This is a genomic window from Paracoccus jeotgali (genome assembly GCF_002865605.1).
In the GTDB taxonomy this organism is placed as follows: Bacteria; Pseudomonadota; Alphaproteobacteria; order Rhodobacterales; family Rhodobacteraceae; genus Paracoccus; species Paracoccus jeotgali.
Map to the genome: position 1 here is coordinate 2387477 of NZ_CP025583.1, position 15842 is coordinate 2403318.

The 15842-nt window shown below is 66.9% G+C and carries 19 protein-coding genes; 11 read left to right on the forward strand and 8 right to left on the reverse strand.

The genetic code is table 11. From position 1 onward, the window contains the following. The first annotated feature begins 28 nt into the window (after nt 1-28). Complete coding sequence (locus CYR75_RS11625) at nt 29-235, forward strand: hypothetical protein (RefSeq protein WP_158644644.1); 207 nt, start codon at nt 29-31, stop codon at nt 233-235. Between the two features lie 23 nt (nt 236-258). Continuing rightward, nucleotides 259-1476: a UbiH/UbiF family hydroxylase gene (locus CYR75_RS11630; RefSeq protein ID WP_101501024.1), complete on the forward strand. Its 1218-nt coding sequence runs from the start codon at nt 259-261 to the stop codon at nt 1474-1476. A 69-nt stretch (nt 1477-1545) separates the two neighbouring features. Here CYR75_RS11630 and CYR75_RS11635 read toward each other — a convergent pair whose 3' ends face one another. Then, on the reverse strand, nt 1546-1860 hold the full coding sequence (locus CYR75_RS11635; RefSeq protein ID WP_101500184.1) for a DUF1476 domain-containing protein: 315 nt from the start codon (nt 1858-1860) through the stop codon (nt 1546-1548). Nucleotides 1861-2048: 188 nt separating this feature from the next. Between CYR75_RS11635 and purC the strand changes: the two genes are divergently transcribed. From purC to CYR75_RS11655, 4 genes are all read left to right on the forward strand, one after another. Next, complete coding sequence (gene purC, locus CYR75_RS11640; protein ID WP_101500185.1) at nt 2049-2813, forward strand: phosphoribosylaminoimidazolesuccinocarboxamide synthase; 765 nt, start codon at nt 2049-2051, stop codon at nt 2811-2813. Nucleotides 2814-2823: 10 nt separating this feature from the next. Continuing rightward, nucleotides 2824-3063, forward strand: a complete 240-nt coding sequence (gene purS / locus CYR75_RS11645) for a phosphoribosylformylglycinamidine synthase subunit PurS (protein ID WP_101500186.1) — start codon at nt 2824-2826, stop codon at nt 3061-3063. Between the two features lie 79 nt (nt 3064-3142). After that, nucleotides 3143-3799, forward strand: a complete 657-nt coding sequence (locus CYR75_RS11650) for an alpha/beta hydrolase (protein WP_101501025.1) — start codon at nt 3143-3145, stop codon at nt 3797-3799. A gap of 144 nt (nt 3800-3943) precedes the next feature. Then, on the forward strand, nt 3944-4543 hold the full coding sequence (locus CYR75_RS11655; protein ID WP_101500187.1) for an HNH endonuclease: 600 nt from the start codon (nt 3944-3946) through the stop codon (nt 4541-4543). 6 nt (nt 4544-4549) lie between these two features. Here the strand turns inward: CYR75_RS11655 and CYR75_RS16240 are convergent, their stop codons facing one another. Next, nucleotides 4550-4717 (reverse strand): hypothetical protein, encoded by a 168-nt coding sequence (locus CYR75_RS16240; RefSeq protein ID WP_192876654.1) that lies wholly within the window; start codon nt 4715-4717, stop codon nt 4550-4552. 122 nt (nt 4718-4839) lie between these two features. On the opposite strand from CYR75_RS16240, the gene CYR75_RS11660 reads away from it, so the two are divergent. Next, nucleotides 4840-5919 (forward strand): PA0069 family radical SAM protein, encoded by a 1080-nt coding sequence (locus CYR75_RS11660; protein ID WP_101500188.1) that lies wholly within the window; start codon nt 4840-4842, stop codon nt 5917-5919. Here the strand turns inward: CYR75_RS11660 and CYR75_RS11665 are convergent, their stop codons facing one another. Together CYR75_RS11665 and CYR75_RS11670 are read right to left on the reverse strand one after the other, a co-directional pair. Further along, nucleotides 5920-6399: an Lrp/AsnC family transcriptional regulator gene (locus CYR75_RS11665; protein WP_101500189.1), complete on the reverse strand. Its 480-nt coding sequence runs from the start codon at nt 6397-6399 to the stop codon at nt 5920-5922. After that, nucleotides 6396-6851 (reverse strand): Lrp/AsnC family transcriptional regulator, encoded by a 456-nt coding sequence (locus CYR75_RS11670; protein ID WP_101500190.1) that lies wholly within the window; start codon nt 6849-6851, stop codon nt 6396-6398. Before CYR75_RS11670 ends, CYR75_RS11665 begins: the two co-directional genes overlap by 4 nt. Nucleotides 6852-6979: 128 nt before the next feature. On the opposite strand from CYR75_RS11670, the gene ilvC reads away from it, so the two are divergent. After that, entirely contained in the window at nt 6980-8002 is a 1023-nt protein-coding gene (gene ilvC, locus CYR75_RS11675) for a ketol-acid reductoisomerase (RefSeq protein WP_101500191.1), read from the forward strand. A gap of 48 nt (nt 8003-8050) precedes the next feature. On the opposite strand, the gene gndA is transcribed toward ilvC, so the two are convergent. From gndA to CYR75_RS11690, 3 genes are all read right to left on the reverse strand, one after another. After that, nucleotides 8051-9463, reverse strand: coding sequence for an NADP-dependent phosphogluconate dehydrogenase (gene gndA / locus CYR75_RS11680; protein ID WP_101500192.1), 1413 nt, complete (start codon nt 9461-9463; stop codon nt 8051-8053). 140 nt (nt 9464-9603) lie between these two features. Next, nucleotides 9604-10515, reverse strand: coding sequence for an SDR family NAD(P)-dependent oxidoreductase (locus CYR75_RS11685; protein ID WP_101500193.1), 912 nt, complete (start codon nt 10513-10515; stop codon nt 9604-9606). After that, nucleotides 10515-11465 (reverse strand): DUF1295 domain-containing protein, encoded by a 951-nt coding sequence (locus tag CYR75_RS11690; protein WP_101500194.1) that lies wholly within the window; start codon nt 11463-11465, stop codon nt 10515-10517. Before CYR75_RS11690 ends, CYR75_RS11685 begins: the two co-directional genes overlap by 1 nt. 433 nt (nt 11466-11898) lie before the next feature. Between CYR75_RS11690 and CYR75_RS11695 the strand changes: the two genes are divergently transcribed. From CYR75_RS11695 to CYR75_RS11705, 3 genes are read left to right on the forward strand one after another with little or no spacing between them, the layout of a single operon-like run. Beyond that, a complete protein-coding gene (locus tag CYR75_RS11695) occupies nt 11899-13578 on the forward strand; it encodes a class I adenylate-forming enzyme family protein (protein ID WP_158644645.1) in 1680 nt (559 codons plus the stop codon). 48 nt (nt 13579-13626) lie between these two features. Further along, the gene (locus CYR75_RS11700) at nt 13627-14058 is read left to right on the forward strand and encodes an acyl-CoA thioesterase (protein ID WP_158644646.1); all 432 of its coding nucleotides are present in this window, start codon (nt 13627-13629) and stop codon (nt 14056-14058) included. A 39-nt stretch (nt 14059-14097) separates the two neighbouring features. Then, the gene (locus CYR75_RS11705) at nt 14098-15054 is read left to right on the forward strand and encodes a winged helix-turn-helix transcriptional regulator (RefSeq protein ID WP_101500197.1); all 957 of its coding nucleotides are present in this window, start codon (nt 14098-14100) and stop codon (nt 15052-15054) included. Between the two features lie 32 nt (nt 15055-15086). On the opposite strand, the gene CYR75_RS11710 is transcribed toward CYR75_RS11705, so the two are convergent. Continuing rightward, on the reverse strand, nt 15087-15842 hold the full coding sequence (locus CYR75_RS11710) for an SDR family NAD(P)-dependent oxidoreductase (RefSeq protein WP_101500198.1): 756 nt from the start codon (nt 15840-15842) through the stop codon (nt 15087-15089).

Genomic DNA, 15842 nt, shown 5'->3' on the forward strand with positions numbered 1-15842 from the left:
AACCGCCCCTAATCGAGTGGAGCCGATCATGACCGAACACGCCATTTCCGACGACCCGCAGGCAACCTATGCCGAAAACCGCCTTGCCGCGCGCATCCTGACCGTGATCCTGATGCTGGCCGTGCTGGCGGCGGTGACGGTCGCGGTGTTCGGGCTGCCCGCGCTTGGCATCATCGGGCTGATCGGGACCGCCGTGGTCTGGGCCGGGCTGCTGGCCATCACGCTGGGGAACTAGGACCGGTGGCTGCCTCGGGGGCCGTGACAAGCGATTCCACCGCCCGCCGCAACGCGCCGGAACAGACCGATGTGCTGGTCTCGGGCGGCGGCATCGCCGGGCTGATTGCGGCCGCGGGCTTTGGCGCGGACGGGCATCGGGTGATCTGCGTCGATCCGGCCCCCCCGATCACGGTCGAGGGCGCGGCGGGTTCCGACCTGCGCAGCACCGCCTTTCTGCACCCCTCGATCCGGCTGCTGGAACGTGCCGGGCTGTGGCAGCGGCTGCGCCCCCACGCGACCCCCTTGCAGATCATGCGGATCATCGACGCGGGCGGAGCCGAGCCGGTGGCCCGGCTGACGCGGGAATTCGACGCCGCCGACCTGTCCGACGAGCCATTCGGCTGGAACCTGCCCAACTGGCTGCTGCGCCGCGAGATCGCCGCGCGGCTGGACGAGATGGACAATGTCAGCTTCCGCCCCGGCACCGCCACCGCCGGTCTGACCGCCCGCAGCGATGCGGCGATCGTGACGCTGTCCGACGGCAGCCGCGTCTCGGCGCGGCTGGTGGTGGGCGCGGATGGCCGCAACAGCGCCATCCGGCAGGCCTTGGGGATCGGCGTCCGCACCATCCGATACGGGCAAAAGGCGCTGGCATTCGCGGTGACGCATGAGCTGCCGCACCACAACGTCTCGACCGAGATCCACCGCTCTGGCGGGCCGTTCACGCTGGTGCCGCTGCCCGACCGCGAGGGCAAGCCCTCCTCGGCCGTCATCTGGATGGAGCTTGGCCCCGAGGTGAACCGCCTGATGGAGCTGCCGCCCGAGGCGTTTACCGAAGAGCTGAACGCCCGCTCGACCGGGGTGCTGGGGCGGCTGACGCTGGCCACGCGGCTGACCGCCTGGCCGATCATCAGCCAGATCGCCGACCGCTTCACCGGCCCGCGCACCGCGTTGGTCGCCGAGGCCGCCCATGTCGTCCCGCCCATCGGCGCGCAGGGGCTGAACATGAGCCTCGCCGATCTGACGCTGCTGCTGGACCTGTCGCGCGACGATCCCGGCAGCGCCGACAGCCTGAACCGCTTTCAGCGCCGGCGCTGGCCGGAAACCCGGCTGCGGGTGGCTGGCATCGACGCGCTGAACCGCGCCAGCATGATCGCCCCGCGCCCGCTGCGCGACCTGCGGGCGTTGGGGCTGGGCGCGATCTATGGCATCGCGCCGGTCCGCCGGATGATGATGAAGGCCGGGCTGAACGTCACTTGACCCGCGAGCGGCGACGCCAGCAAAAAGGCCCGGCGCAATGGCCGGGCCTTTCCGTATCCGTCGCGGCGATCAGATCTCGTCAATGACCTGCTGGCGGGCCACGTCGACCAGTTCGGCCATCTTGGCGCGGATCTGTGCCTCATCCGCCTTGCCGTCCAGATCGGCGGCGAGCTTGCGGTAGACGTCCTCGTCGCCGGGCTCTTCGAAGTTGCTGGCCACGACGGACAGCGCATAGGCATGCGCGTCCTCGCCGGTCTTGCCCAGCAGTTCGGCGGCCCATTCGCCCAGCAGACGGTCGCGGCGCGACTGCGCCTTGAACTGCAGCTCGGCATCATGGGCGAATTTCGCCTCGTAGGAACGTTGGCGGTCGTCAAAGGTGGTCATTCGCAGCTCCTTAGCGTTCGATGTCTTATATGGTGTTCAGAACCAGCCTATCACAAGTCCCCCGGTTGGTCCCCCCGCCCGGTCCCCCCGTCCCGTCCCGTCCTGCGGTGCCGCGCCCAGTATTGCCGCGCCTGCGCTTTGCGCCTATAGCCGGGGAAATCGTTCGGTCCCGAAAGGATGGCGCGTTCATGGCACCCCGGCGCAAGAAAGTTTACGAAGGCAAGGCCAAGATCCTTTACGAAGGCACCGAGCCGGGCACGCTGATCCAGTATTTCAAGGATGACGCGACCGCCTTCAACGCCCAGAAAAAGGCCACGGTCGAGGGCAAGGGCGTGCTGAACAACCGCCTGTCCGAGTTCTTCATGAACGGGCTGACCAATATTGGCGTGCCGAACCACTTCATCCGCCGCATCAACATGCGCGAGCAGCTGATCCGCCAGGTCGAGATCATCCCGCTCGAGGTGATCGTGCGCAACTTCGCCGCCGGCAGCCTGTCCAAGCGGCTGGGTCTGGAAGAGGGCACCGCCCTGCCCCGCCCCATCGTCGAATACAGCTTCAAGAATGACGAGCTCGGCGACCCGATGGTGTCCGAGGAATACATCATCGCCTTTGGCTGGGCGAGCCAACAGGATCTGGACGACATCGTCAGCCTTGCGCTGCGGGTCAACGACTTTCTGTCGGGCGTGTTCTTCGGCGTCGGCATCAAGCTGATCGATTTCAAGATCGAGATCGGGCGCATCTGGGACGGCGATTTCATGCGTCTGATCGTCGCGGACGAGATCAGCCCCGATTCCTGCCGCTTGTGGGACGCCAAGACCGGCCAGAAGCTGGACAAGGACGTGTTCCGCCGCGACCTTGGCAGCCTGACCGACGCCTATACCGAGGTCGCGCGCCGGCTGGGGCTGATGCCCACCAACGCGACCCCGATGAACAAGCCCACGCTGATCAACTAAGGTGCCAGAGATGAAAGCCCGCGTGACCATCATGCTGAAGGACGGTGTCCTCGACCCCCAGGGCGAGGCGATCCGCCACGCGCTTGCCGGCCTTGGCCACAAGGGCGTAGACGGGGTGCGGCAGGGCAAGGTGATCGAGCTGGACCTGACCGCCACCGACGCCGATGCCGCCCGGACCGAGGTCACCCGCATGTGCGAGACCCTGCTGGCCAACACCGTGATCGAGAAATACGCGGTCGAGATCCTCTGACCGCCGCGCCGGGGCGGGCCTGTGCCCTTGGCCCCGCGGCGCCCGATCCGACCACCCCCCGTTCAGCAAGGAGATGACGATGCCTCGCGCCCTGAAATCCGACCGCAAGGGACCGGCCAAGGCCCGCCAAGCCATCATCTTCCTGCATGGCTATGGCGCCGACGGCACCGACCTGCTGGGGCTGGCCGATGTGCTGTCGCCGCATCTGCCCGACACCGCCTTTTATGCCCCCGACGCGCCCGAGAAATGCGCCAACAACCCCTTTGGCTTCCAGTGGTTTCCGATCCCGTGGCTGGACGGCTCGACCGAGGCGCAGGCCCGCGAGTCGATGACGAAATCCATCGCGGACATCAATGCGTTCGTCGACAAGGTGCTGGCCGACGAATCGCTGACCCCGGACCGGCTGGCGATCGTCGGCTTTTCGCAGGGCACGATGATGGCGCTGCATGTCTTCCCGCGCCGCCCGCAGCCCGTCGCCGGGATCGTGGGCTTTTCGGGCCGGCTGCTGTCGCCCGACACCATCGCGACCGAGGCGGTCAGCCGCCCGCCGGTGCTGCTGGCCCATGGCGATCAGGACCCGATGGTGCCCTTTGCCGATCTGGCCGTCGCCGCCGATGCGCTGAGCGCCGCGGGCTTTACCGTGCTGACCCATGTCATGAAGGGCACCGGCCACGGCATCGCGCCCGACGGTCTGGGCGTGGCGCTGAACTTTCTGCGCGACCGGCTGGATATGTGACGGGGGTCGGGCGGCTGACCGCTGACAGCCGCCAACGGCCCGACCGCTGACCCCGCCCAAAAAACTGCAATCCCCCGCTTGTGCGAGGCTTCTGGCTATCTATAGTCGGTTTTGCCGGCACAGGCCGGACTGACGGGGTTGCGAATGCTCGACGACCACCACCCGGCAGAGTTTCAGTCGCAATTGCTGCGCCAATCCTCTGCCCTCGGATATTGTCCCGCGCTTGTGCTGAATGCGGATTACAGGCCATTGTCCTATTACCCGCTGTCGCTCTGGTCCTGGCCCGAGGCGGTCAAGGCGGTGTTTCTGGACCGAGTCAGCATCATCGCGGAATATGACGAGGTCGTGCGCAGCCCCAGCCACGCCATGCGCATCCCGTCCGTCGTGGTGCTGCGCGACTATATCAAGCCGCGCAAGCGGGTGGCCTTCACCCGCTTCAACCTGTTCCTGCGCGACGGGTTCGAGTGTCAGTATTGCGGCTCTCGCGGGGAACTGACCTTCGACCACATCGTGCCGCGCAGCCGGGGCGGGGCGACCAGCTGGGAAAACGTCGTCGCGGCCTGCGCGCCGTGCAATCTGCGCAAGGCCAACCGCTCGCTGCGTCATTCCGGGATGAAGCTGCGCCGCAAGCCGGTGATACCGAACTCGGAACACATGCACAGCGTGGGCCGGCGCTTTCCGCCGAATCACCTGCACAAAACATGGCTGGATTTTCTGTATTGGGATGCCGAGCTGGAAAGCTAGGCGGGCCTAATGCGGCTGATCGTCGGTCCAGGCCAGATGCGCGACCCCGGCCCCGATCAGCGCGACAAGCGCCACCGCGACCACGGACACGCCATTGGCCAGGCTGACCCAGATCGTCGTCGCCGCCGCAAGAATCACGGCCGCGAGCATCAGCAGGAAATGTGGAAGTGGCATGGGCACCCTCCTTGTCTTGCCAATATGGGGTTTGGCTGCGGGATTGGAAAGGGGCTGCGACAGGACGGCGGCGTGACGGCGGCGGGATGGACATTGTTCGCTGTCTGTTCTAGCCTTCCCCCATGCTGCCACCCCGCAATCCCGACGAAACGCTGAAGGCCCGCGGCGCCGATACGCGCCCGGCCAACCGCTTTGACCGCCTCTCGACCGAGCGCGAGCATGACGGCTGGGACATCCCCGAGGAAACCGGCCTGCTGCGGACCGAGGTGACCGAGGAGCGCCCCCGCAGCATCATCGCCCGCAACCGCTCGCCCGATGTGCCCTTCGACCGCTCGATCAACCCCTATCGCGGTTGCGAGCATGGCTGCATCTATTGCTTTGCCCGGCCCAGCCACGCCTTTTGGGGGATGTCGCCGGGCCTCGATTTCGAGACGCGAATCACCGCCAAGACGCATACGGCAGAGCTGCTGGCGGCCGAGATCGCGCGCCCCTCCTATCGCGTGGCCCCCATTGCCTTCGGGACCAACACCGACCCCTATCAGCCGATCGAGGCGAAGCGCGCGATCATGCCCGCCCTGTGGCGCGTCCTGCTGGACTGGAACCACCCCGCCAGTCTGGTGACGCGCGGCCAGACCGTGCTGCGGGACCTGCCGCTGCTGGCGGACATGGCCTCGCGCCAGTTGCTGCATGCGGGCGTGTCGATCACCACGCTCGACGCCGATCTGGCCCGCGCGATGGAGCCCCGCGCCCCCACCCCCGCCACGCGGCTGCGGATGATCCGCGAACTGGCGGGCGCGGGCGTGCCGGTGCGCGTCATGGTCGCGCCGGTCATCCCCGTCCTGACCGAGCCAGAAATCGAGCGCATCCTGACCGCCGCCCGCGAGGCCGGCGCGACCCATGCCAGCACCATTCCCCTGCGCCTGCCGCTTGAGGTCGCACCGCTGTTTCGCGACTGGCTGCACCGCCACCGGTCCGACGCGGCGGCCCATGTGATGAACCGGATCCAGGCCATGCGCGGCGGCAAGGACAATGATTCGCGCTTTGGCCACCGGATGCGCGGCGAGGGGATCGAGGCCGAGCTGATGCTGCAACGCTTCCGCCTCGCCAAGAAGCGGCTCGGCTATTCCGAGGTGACGCCCAAACTCGACTGCTCGCGCTTTGCGCCGCCGCCCGCGCCGGGGCAACAACTGGCGCTGTTCTGATCAGGCTGGTGGCGGCTCGGTGTCGCTGCCCAGCGGGCCGGGCCGGCGTTCCTCGGACAGCAGCACATTCGCCTCGACCTGGCCGATGCCGGGCAGGGTCATGATCCGGCGCCGCAGGATGCGTTCGAAATCCGCGATGTCGCGGGCAAGGATGCGCAGCCGATAGTCGAACTGCCCCAGCACATGCTGGACGGTCTGAACCTCGGGGATGGCGGTCACGGCGCGTTCGAACTCGTCAAGGCTGGTGCGCCCCTTGGTCGCCAGCCGGATGCCCAGAAACACCGTCACCCCGAAACCCAGCGCGGCGGTGTCGATCTGCACCCGCTGCCCGGCGATGATGCCGTGATCCTGCATCCGCCTTATGCGCCGCCAGATCGCCGGCTGGGTCAGCCCCAGCGCCCGACCCACCCCCGCCGCGCCAAGGGTTGCGTCCCGCGACAGCAGGCGCAGGATCGCCAGATCGGTCGCGTCCGGCGTCATAGCGGCAGGGCGTCGCTGTGCTTGACCGTCGTCACAAGCATCAGCGCGTCGCTGGTTTCGACATGGGGCAGGGTCAGGATGCGGCTGCGATAGATCTGCTGCCAATGCGCCATGTCGCGGGCGATGACCGACAGGCGAAAATCGACGCTGCCCAGAAAGGTCTGGATCTCGATCACCTCGGGCACTTCGCGGGCGGCCTCGGTGAAATCGTCGAACGCGCGCGGGCTGGACTTGTCGAGGGTAAAGCGCAGGCTGACCTCGACCTCATACCCCATGCGCCGCCAGTCGATCTGCACGGTCTGGCCCCGGATCACCCCGCTTTGCCGCATCTTGTCCAGCCGGCGCCACAAAGTCGCCTGCGTCACGCCCGCACGCTCGGCCAGTTCCGTCATCGGCTGGTCGGGATCGGCGAGATACTGGCGCAGGATGCGGCGGTCGGTGGCGTCGGGCATGATCTATCGATGTTGGGCTGGAACCCGGCATGATTATTCCGTCTGACGCCTGCTTTCTGCGAAGAATGAACGGAAATCAAGTCCGATCCGGCCTACACATCCTCAACACCAACGGAAAGGACGATGACATGCGCGTTTATTACGACCGCGACGCCGATGTGAACCTGATCAAGGACAAGAAGATCGCGATTCTGGGCTATGGCAGCCAGGGCCACGCCCATGCGCTGAACCTGCGCGATTCCGGCGCCAAGAACGTGGTCGTGGCGCTGCGCGAGGGGTCTTCCTCGAAAGCCAAGGCCGAGGGCGAAGGCTTGCAGGTCATGGGCATTGCCGAGGCGGCGAAATGGGCCGACCTGATCATGTTCACCATGCCCGACGAGCTTCAGGCCGAGACCTACAAGAAATACGTCCATGACAATCTGCGCGAAGGCGCCGCGATTGCCTTTGCACATGGGCTGAACGTGCATTTCGGGCTGATCGAGCCGAAACCCGGCGTCGACGTCATCATGATGGCCCCCAAAGGCCCCGGCCACACGGTGCGCGGCGAATACGTCAAGGGCGGCGGCGTCCCCTGTCTGGTCGCGGTCCATCAGGACGCATCGGGCAAGGCGATGGATCTGGCGCTGTCCTATTGCTCGGCCATCGGTGGCGGGCGTTCGGGCATCATCGAGACCAATTTCCGCGAGGAATGTGAAACCGACCTGTTCGGCGAGCAGGCGGTGCTGTGCGGCGGTCTGGTGGAACTGATCCGCATGGGCTTCGAAACCCTGGTCGAGGCCGGATACGAGCCGGAAATGGCCTATTTCGAGTGCCTGCACGAGGTCAAGCTGATCGTCGACCTGATCTATGAGGGCGGCATCGCCAACATGAACTACTCGATCAGCAACACCGCCGAATATGGCGAATATGTCAGCGGCCCGCGCATCCTGCCCTATGACGAGACCAAGGCCCGGATGAAGGACGTGCTGCGCGACATCCAGACCGGCAAGTTCGTCCGCGACTTCATGCAGGAAAACGCCGTCGGCCAGCCGTCGTTCAAGGCCACGCGCCGGATCAATGACGAGCACCAGATCGAGCAGGTCGGCGCCAAGCTGCGCGAGATGATGCCGTGGATCTCGAAGGGCAAGATGGTCGACAAGGCCCGCAACTAAGGCGGGCAAGTCACGACAGCAAAGGGCGCCCCGGTGGCGCCCTTTTCGCTAACCGGCGCCCCAGGGGCCGTGCGGCACGTCCTGCCCGTCGATCCGCACAAAGCCATGCGCGCCAAAGAAATCGCGCTGCGCCTGTATCAGATTGGCCGAGCCGCGCGGCGTCCGCATCGCATCGAACCATGACAGCCCCGCCGACAGCGCCGGCACCGCGATGCCTGCCTGCATGGCCGCCGCCACCACCCGCCGCAGCGCCGGTTCGGCATGGATCAGCTTGGCGCTGAAGAATGGCGCAAAGATCAGATCATCGTCGGGCGAATTCCGCAGCGCCTCGGCCATGTCGTTGAGCATGGCCGAGCGGATGATGCACCCGGCCCGCCAGATTTCCGCGATCACCGGCAGCGGCAGATTCCAGCCGAACTCGGTCGAGGAGGCGGTCATCATCTCGAACCCCTGCGCATAGCAGAGGATCTTGCCCGCGATCAGCGCCTGTTCCAGATCGGCGGCGGGCAGCGCGTCGGGCGGCAGGCGCTGCGGCAGCGCGCCGAAGGTCTGCGCCCCCCGCGCCCGCGCCTCTGGCCGGGCCGAGATGTTGCGGGCGGCGACGGCGGCCTCGATCACCGGGATGGCGACGCCCAGCTTTTGCGCCTCGATCGCGGTCCAGCGGCCGGTGCCCTTCTGCCCGGCCACGTCCAGAATGACGTCCGGCATCGGCTGGCCGGTCAGCGGATCGACGGCACGCAGCACCTCGGCCGAGATCTCGATTAGATAGGATTCCAGCGGACCGCCGTTCCATCCGGCGAAGATGTCGGCGATCCGGGGCGCGTCCAGCCCCAGCCCGTCGCGCATGATGGCATAGGTTTCGGCGATCATCTGCATGTCGGCATATTCGATGCCGTTATGCACCATCTTGACGAAATGCCCGGCCCCGCCCGGTCCCAGCAGCGCCGCGCAGGGCTCGTCCTGAAACCGCGCCGCGATGCTGCGCAGCAGGGGGCCGACGCGCTGCCATTGCCGCGCCTCGCCACCCGCCATGATCGAGGGGCCGTGCCGCGCGCCCTCTTCCCCGCCCGAAACGCCGATGCCCATGAAGTCGTAACCCGCGCCACGGCTGTCGTGAAAGCGCCGCTCGGTGTCCAGATAGTTGGCGTTGCCCGCGTCGATGATCAGGTCGCCGGGGTCCAGCAGCGGCGCGAGGGCGGCGATCTGCTGGTCCACCACCTCGCCCGCCGGCACCATCAGGATGATCGCGCGGGGCGGCGTCAGCGCGTCCACAAGCGCCTGCAGCGTCGGCGCGCCGGTCAGCTTCGACGCGAGCGGGCCGGCGGTCTTCAGGAACTGCTGCGTGACGGATTCGGTGCGATTATGGACCGCGACCGGCCAGCCCTTTTCGGCCATGTTCAGCGCCAGCGCCGCGCCCATCGTTCCAAGGCCGATCAGCCCGATCCAAGGTGCCTTGTCCATACCCGTCCCCTTTCGCGATCCCTTGCCAGTCTCATGCGGAAACGCCCACCTGACCAGCCCGGTTTCGCACGGGGCGGAAACGCAATGCCCCGCCCCGAGGAACGGGGACGGGGCATGGTCTGCCAAGCGGGGCTAGCGTGTCAGGCGGGGGTCCGCGGTTCGAACCCACATTCGACCAGCAGCGTGTCGAAGGCCCGGTTCGAGCTGGGATGGGCCTTGCGCGGCGCGTCCTTCAACTGCTCGATCATCGCGTCAAAGCCGTTCTCGCGCGCCAGGCTCACCGTCTCGGCCGTCTCGACCATGCGGAAACGCCCGCCGCCCGCGACCAGAATGCTGCCATTGACGGAACAGCCTTCGCTGGCCAGCCACAAGACCAGCGGCGCCACGCGCTCGGGCACGAACGCCTCGGCCATCGCGCCCTCGATATGCCCCGCGGTCATCGGCGTCGCCGCATAGGGCGAAACGCCGTTCACGCAGATGCCCTTGCTGCCGCCTTCCGCCGCCAGCGTGCGGACCAGACTGTCCACCGCGCTTTTCGAGGCGCCATAGGCGCTCATCCCGTGCTGGCCGTAACGTCCGGCGCTGGAGCTGGTCATGATGACGCGGCCATAGCCCTGCTCGCGCAGGATCGGCCAGGCGGCGTGCATCAGATGCAGCGTGCCCAGAAAGCCCACATCGAACACGCTGCGGAATTCGTCGAGGGTCAGCTTGTGAAAGCTGCGCGCCTGCGGTGCGGCGGCGTTGGCGACCACGATATCCAGCCGCCCAAAGGCCTCCATCGCGCGCGAGACCATGCTGGTGCCGCTGTCGGGGTCCTGCACCGCCGACCAGTCGGCGACGGCGCGGCCGCCCGCGGCCTCGATCTCGGCCACGGTCCTGGCGGCCGAGGTGTCCTCATCCGCCTCGCCGGGGTGGCGGCGGTTGTTGACCACCACCGCGGCCCCGGCGCGCGCCAGTTCCAGCGCATAGGTCCGGCCCAGCCCCTTGCCGGCGCCGGTGACGATGGCGACGCGGCCGGACAGGTCGGGGCGATCTTGTGCTGCGCTGGTCATCACGACTGCCCCCCGTTGCGACGCGGCGTCAGGCGCGGGAAGAACATTGGCACGCGGCGGACATAGTCGTCCCAGGCCTCGCCACGGGTCTTGCGCATGTGCCGCTCATTGCCGGGCGTGGCGGAACCCCAGCCCATGAACCAGGTGGTGTAGATCGGGCCGATGATGCTGACCCAGCCCCAGGGATGCGCCAGCGCGAACATGAAATAGCCGAACCAGACCAGCGATTCGCCGAAATAGTTGGGGTGACGGCTCAGCGACCACAGGCCGCGATCCATGATCCCGCCCTTGTTGGCCGGATCGGCCTTGAAGGCGTTCATCTGCGAATCCGACACGACGAGGAAGATGAACCCGACCAGCCACACGGCCACGCCCAGCCAGTCCGTCCACTGCATCGTGACGTCGCCGGCGACGGCGGTAAAGGCGAAGGGCATGCACCAGATCCAGATCAGGATGCCCTGCAGCATGTAGACGGCGAAAAAGCTCCAAGCCGGCCAGCGCGAGCCGAAGCGCTTGCGATGGGCGGCGTAGGGCTGCTGCTCGGTGTCGAAATTGGTGCCGAAGGCGTGCAGGACCATGCGCAGCATCCACACCACCATCAGCCCCAGCACGACGATCAGCCGCATGGTCATCTGCGGCGCGGCCAGCAGGACCATGGTCAGCGCGATGCCCAGGCTGATGCAGGGATAGACCACGTCCATGATGCTGTGGTTGCGCATCGCCATGCCGATGCTCCACCCGATGGCGCCCAGAAAGAACATGGCGACGCCGCCCCACAGCCAGACGCCCACCGGCTGGGCCAGTCCGGGCGGCGCGAGGCTGTAGACCAGCAACCCGATGCCGGGGACGAGCATGTGGGCATAGCTCCAGTTGCGGCCGCGCGCCTCGGGCGGCATGACCAGCCGCCAGGTGACGGCGAAAATGATCCAGATGACGAACGCGTAAATCATGTGATGGCATCCTCTTTCAGGCAGAGACGGTGAAAGGGACCGCCAGCGGCCCCGGTTCTGAATGCGGCAGCATCAGGCCCGCGCCGGGCGCGGGCCTTGCGGTCCAGGAAGCGATTCGGTGAAGCAAGCATCGAAGACCCTCCCCGTATCCGTGCTTTTCGCAGCCCATGATACAGATAACGAACCTTTAAGCAAGGGGGCGGAATTTCAGGGATGAGGCGTGGCCGAGGCGGCTACCGGTCGGCGCGGGTGGGGACATCTCCACTCTAGCCCCTGCCATGCAGCGGCTAAAGGCCTCATCCTCGCCCCCTGACCCGCTGTCCTCCGGCATCGCCGGAACCCGCCGCCCCAGCGCCGCCAGTCAACATTCCCATTGTTTCAGTCTGTCTAATGAACTAGAAACGAATCATCTGGTAGCGAAAAGGTGAACGCCTTGGACGATTCAAGACAGATCCTGGTCCTGCAGGACCTCTTGGCCCGCAATCGCCGCGACTATGCCGATAACGAGTGTCTGGTGGACCCGATCGACCGCGCCCGCATCGCCGATGGCGAGGCCAAGCGCCTGACCTGGGCCGAGTTCGGCGCCCGCGTCGACCGCGTTGCGCTGACGCTGTCGCGTGCCGGGCTGGGCAAGGGCGATGTGGCGCTGCTGGTGGCGCCCACGCTGCACGAAACGCTGGTCGCGCAGCTGGCCTGCATCGAGCTGGGCGCGCTGGTCGCCTCGATCCCCGTCCAGTATCGCGAGAACGAGGTCGAGGCGCTGATCGCGCGGCTCTCGCCCAAGGCGCTGATCGGCTATGCGCGGCTGGGCAAGCACGCCAATGCCAGGATGCTGGCCGAGGTCGCCGACCGAAGCGGCGCGCAAGCCGCCGTCCTCGCCTTTGGCGCCGATCTGCCCGACGGCGTGATCCCGCTGGACAATGACACGCCGCTGAGCGACGCCGAACAGGCCGAACTGGACGCCATCCGCGAGGCCGTCGATCCGCAGCCCGACGATCCGGCCTTTCTGGTCTTTACCTCTGGCACCTCGGCGCGGCCCAAGGCGATTGCCCGCACCCACGCCCAGACCCTGACCACATCCAGCTTTCTGCAGGACGTGGCCGACCTGCCGATGGGCGGCTGTTTCCTGTCGCCCCGGATGCTGAACACGGTCGGTTCGCTGGCCAACGGGCTCGCCTCGTGGCTGCATCTGGCGGCGCGGATGGTCCTGCACCACCCGTTTGATATCGAGGTCTTCCTGCGCCAGATCGCGCAAGAGCGGCCGCAGGTCACAAGCTGCCCGCCCGCCATCCTCAACATGATCCTGCGCCGCATCGAAGAGGGCGAGACGCTGGATCTGGACGGGCTGAAATACATCACCTCGGGTTCCGCGCAGCTGAATCCCGCGCTGTTCCGCGAGTTCCGCGAGCGCTTCGGCATCAGGCTGGTCAACGTCTATGGGTCCAGCGAGGGCGCGATGCTGATCTCGTCCGACAAGGACATCCCCGACGAAGAGACCCGCGCCCATTGCTTCATGAGCCATGCCAAGGGTCAGCCCGGATCCTGCCTGCCGGCGCTGACCGGTACCCAGACCCGCATCGTCGATCCCTCGACGGGCGAGGAAATCACCGCCCCCGATCAGGTGGGCGAACTGCGCCTGAAGGGGCCGGGGATGCTGGCAGGCTATTGGGACGATGCGGATCTGACCCGCGAGTCCTTCGACGACGAGGGCTGGTTCCGCACCGGCGATCTGTTCACCTTCTCGGGCGATCAGGGGCAGTATCTCAGCTTTGCCGGGCGGCTCAAGAACATCATCCTGCGCGGCGGGCTGAACATCTCGGCCGAGGAAATCCAGAACCTCGCCGCCACCCACCCCGCCGTGGCCGAGGCGGTGGCCGTCGCGGTGCCGGACGCCAAGCTGGGCGAAAAGGTCGGGCTGGCGGTGGTCCTGCGCCCCGGCCACCAGTTGACGCTGGACGAGCTGAACCGGCATCTGCGCGATGTCCGCAAGGTCGCGGTCTTCAAGCTGCCGGAATATCTGAAAACCCTCGACGCGCTGCCGACCATGGCCAGCGGCAAGACCGATATCCACGCGATCCGGGCGCTGTTGCGGGCCGAGGCCGCGACGGACTAAGACAGAATGGCGGACCCGACCCGCCCGTTTCCACAGCCAAGGTCCCCCATGCCCGAACGATCCGACCAGCCAAGCCCGCTGCCCTTCCTGACGCATGAGGCGCTGCGCTTTCGCGACATGGACCCGCTGGGGCATATCAACAACTCGGTCTATGCGACGCTGCTGGAACAGAACCGCGTGGCCTTCCAGTGCGAGCCCGGCGGATTCCGCGAGGCCCAGGGCCAGACCGCCGTGCTGGCGACGCTGACCATCGACTTTCTGCGCGAGATGCGCTGGCCGGGCACGGTCGAGGTCTCGCTGGGGATCTCGCGGATCGGGCGCAGCAGCTTTGATTTCCAGCAGCAGATCGTGCTGGACGGGCAGTTGATCGCCCGCGGCCGCTGCACGCAGGTCTTGATCGACGAGGGGTTGCGCAGCGCGGTGCCGCTGTCGGAGGAGCAGAAACAGATGCTGACGCGCTGGATGATCGACGCCGAATGATCGAGGCCCACAGATCGAGCAGCGCAGGAAAGGGACGTGATGGATCAGGCCGCGCACGAGTTTGACGACGACAGCACGCTGGTCGCGCGGTTCTCGGTGGTGCGGGCGCTGGCGGTGGTCGGCGACACCTGGACGCTGCTGATCCTGCGCGCGGCCTTCAAGGGCACGCGGCGTTTCTCGGACTGGCAGAACGATCTGGGCATCCCCAAGGCGGTGCTGACCAACCGGCTGGACCGGCTGGTCGAGGCCCGCGTCTTCCGCAAATCGCCGGTCAGCAAGGGCGGCAAGCGGATGGAGTATTATCTGGACGAGGCCGGGCTGGACCTGTGGGAGACGCTGGTCGCCATGGTCCGCTGGTCGCGCCGCTGGTACTGGCCGCAAAGCGATGACGGGCTGTGGTTCCGCCATCGGCTGTGCGGCGAAAGATGCGACGTCATCCTTAGCTGCAATGTCTGCGCGCAGCCGCTGACGCCGTTCAACACCTATGCCGAACCCGGCCCCGGCGAGGGGCTGGAGCCGCGGATCGAACCGCATTCCCGCCGCCGCGCCAATTCCGCCATCCGCCACGGGCAGGACGCGCTGGGTTCGGAAGAGGCGCTGACCCTGTTCGGCGACATGTGGGCGCCGGCCATCGTCGCCAGCGCCTTTCGCGGCGGCCGCCGGTTCAACGATCTTGTCGCCTATCTGCGCATTCCGCCGCTGGTGCTGTCCATGCGGCTGAAAGAGCTGATCGAGATCGGCGTGCTGGCCCGCCGCACCATCGACGACAGCGAACGCTACGAGGCGTTTCACCTGACCCGCAAGGGCTTGGACCTGTTTCCCTATATCGCGATGATGGCAAAATGGGGCGACAAGTGGCGCGACGATCCCAGCGGCGTGCCGCTGGTGTTCCACCACCGCGATTGCGGCCATGAATACACGCCGCTCTATCGCTGCTCGGCCTGTGGCGAGCGCATCCGCCGTGCCGATCTGGATATCCTCGACACGGGCTGGTGACGGGTTTTGGACCGGCGGTCGCGACCTCTGCCCTAGACCGACAGCCGCATCCCGCCGGTCGCCTCGACGATCTCGCCCGTGACCCAGCCCGCGTCTTTCGAGGCCAGAAACACCACCGGCCCGGCCAGATCGGCAGGCTCTCCGATCCGGCCCATGGGGATCAGATCGACGACCGAGGTATAATTCGCCTTGGCCGAAAACGGGTGGAAATCGGATTCGACCAGCCCCGGTGCCACCGCATTGACGCGGATGCCCTCGGGCGCGAGCTCGCGGGCCAGCGCGCGGTTAAAGGCATCGACGCCGCCCTTGGCAGCGGTATAGGCGATGCCGCCAGGCACCCCGCCGACCCGCGTCACGGATGAGCTGATATTGACGATGGCGGGCGCGTCGGATTTGCGCAGCAGCGGCAGCGCGGCCTGACACATCAGCATCTGCGAGGTCAGGTTGATCGCGATGACGCGGTTCCAGTCGGCCAGCGGCATGTCCTCCAGCCGGTTCTTCAACGGCGAGGCCCCGGCGCAGTTGACCAGCACATCCAGCCGCCCGGCATGGTCCTGTATCTGCGCGGCGATGGCGCGCACCACCTCGGGGTCGGTCAGATCGCCATCGGTCTGCAGCGTCCTGGCGCCCTTGTCCTGCAACTCGCGGGCCACCGTCTCGGTCGCGTCCTGCTGGTTCAGCCCATGCAGCACCAGCTGCGCCCCGGCCTCGGCGAAACGATGGGCGATGGCGCGCCCGATCCCCGAGGCACTGCCCGTCACCAGAACGATCCGGTTGCTGAAATCCAT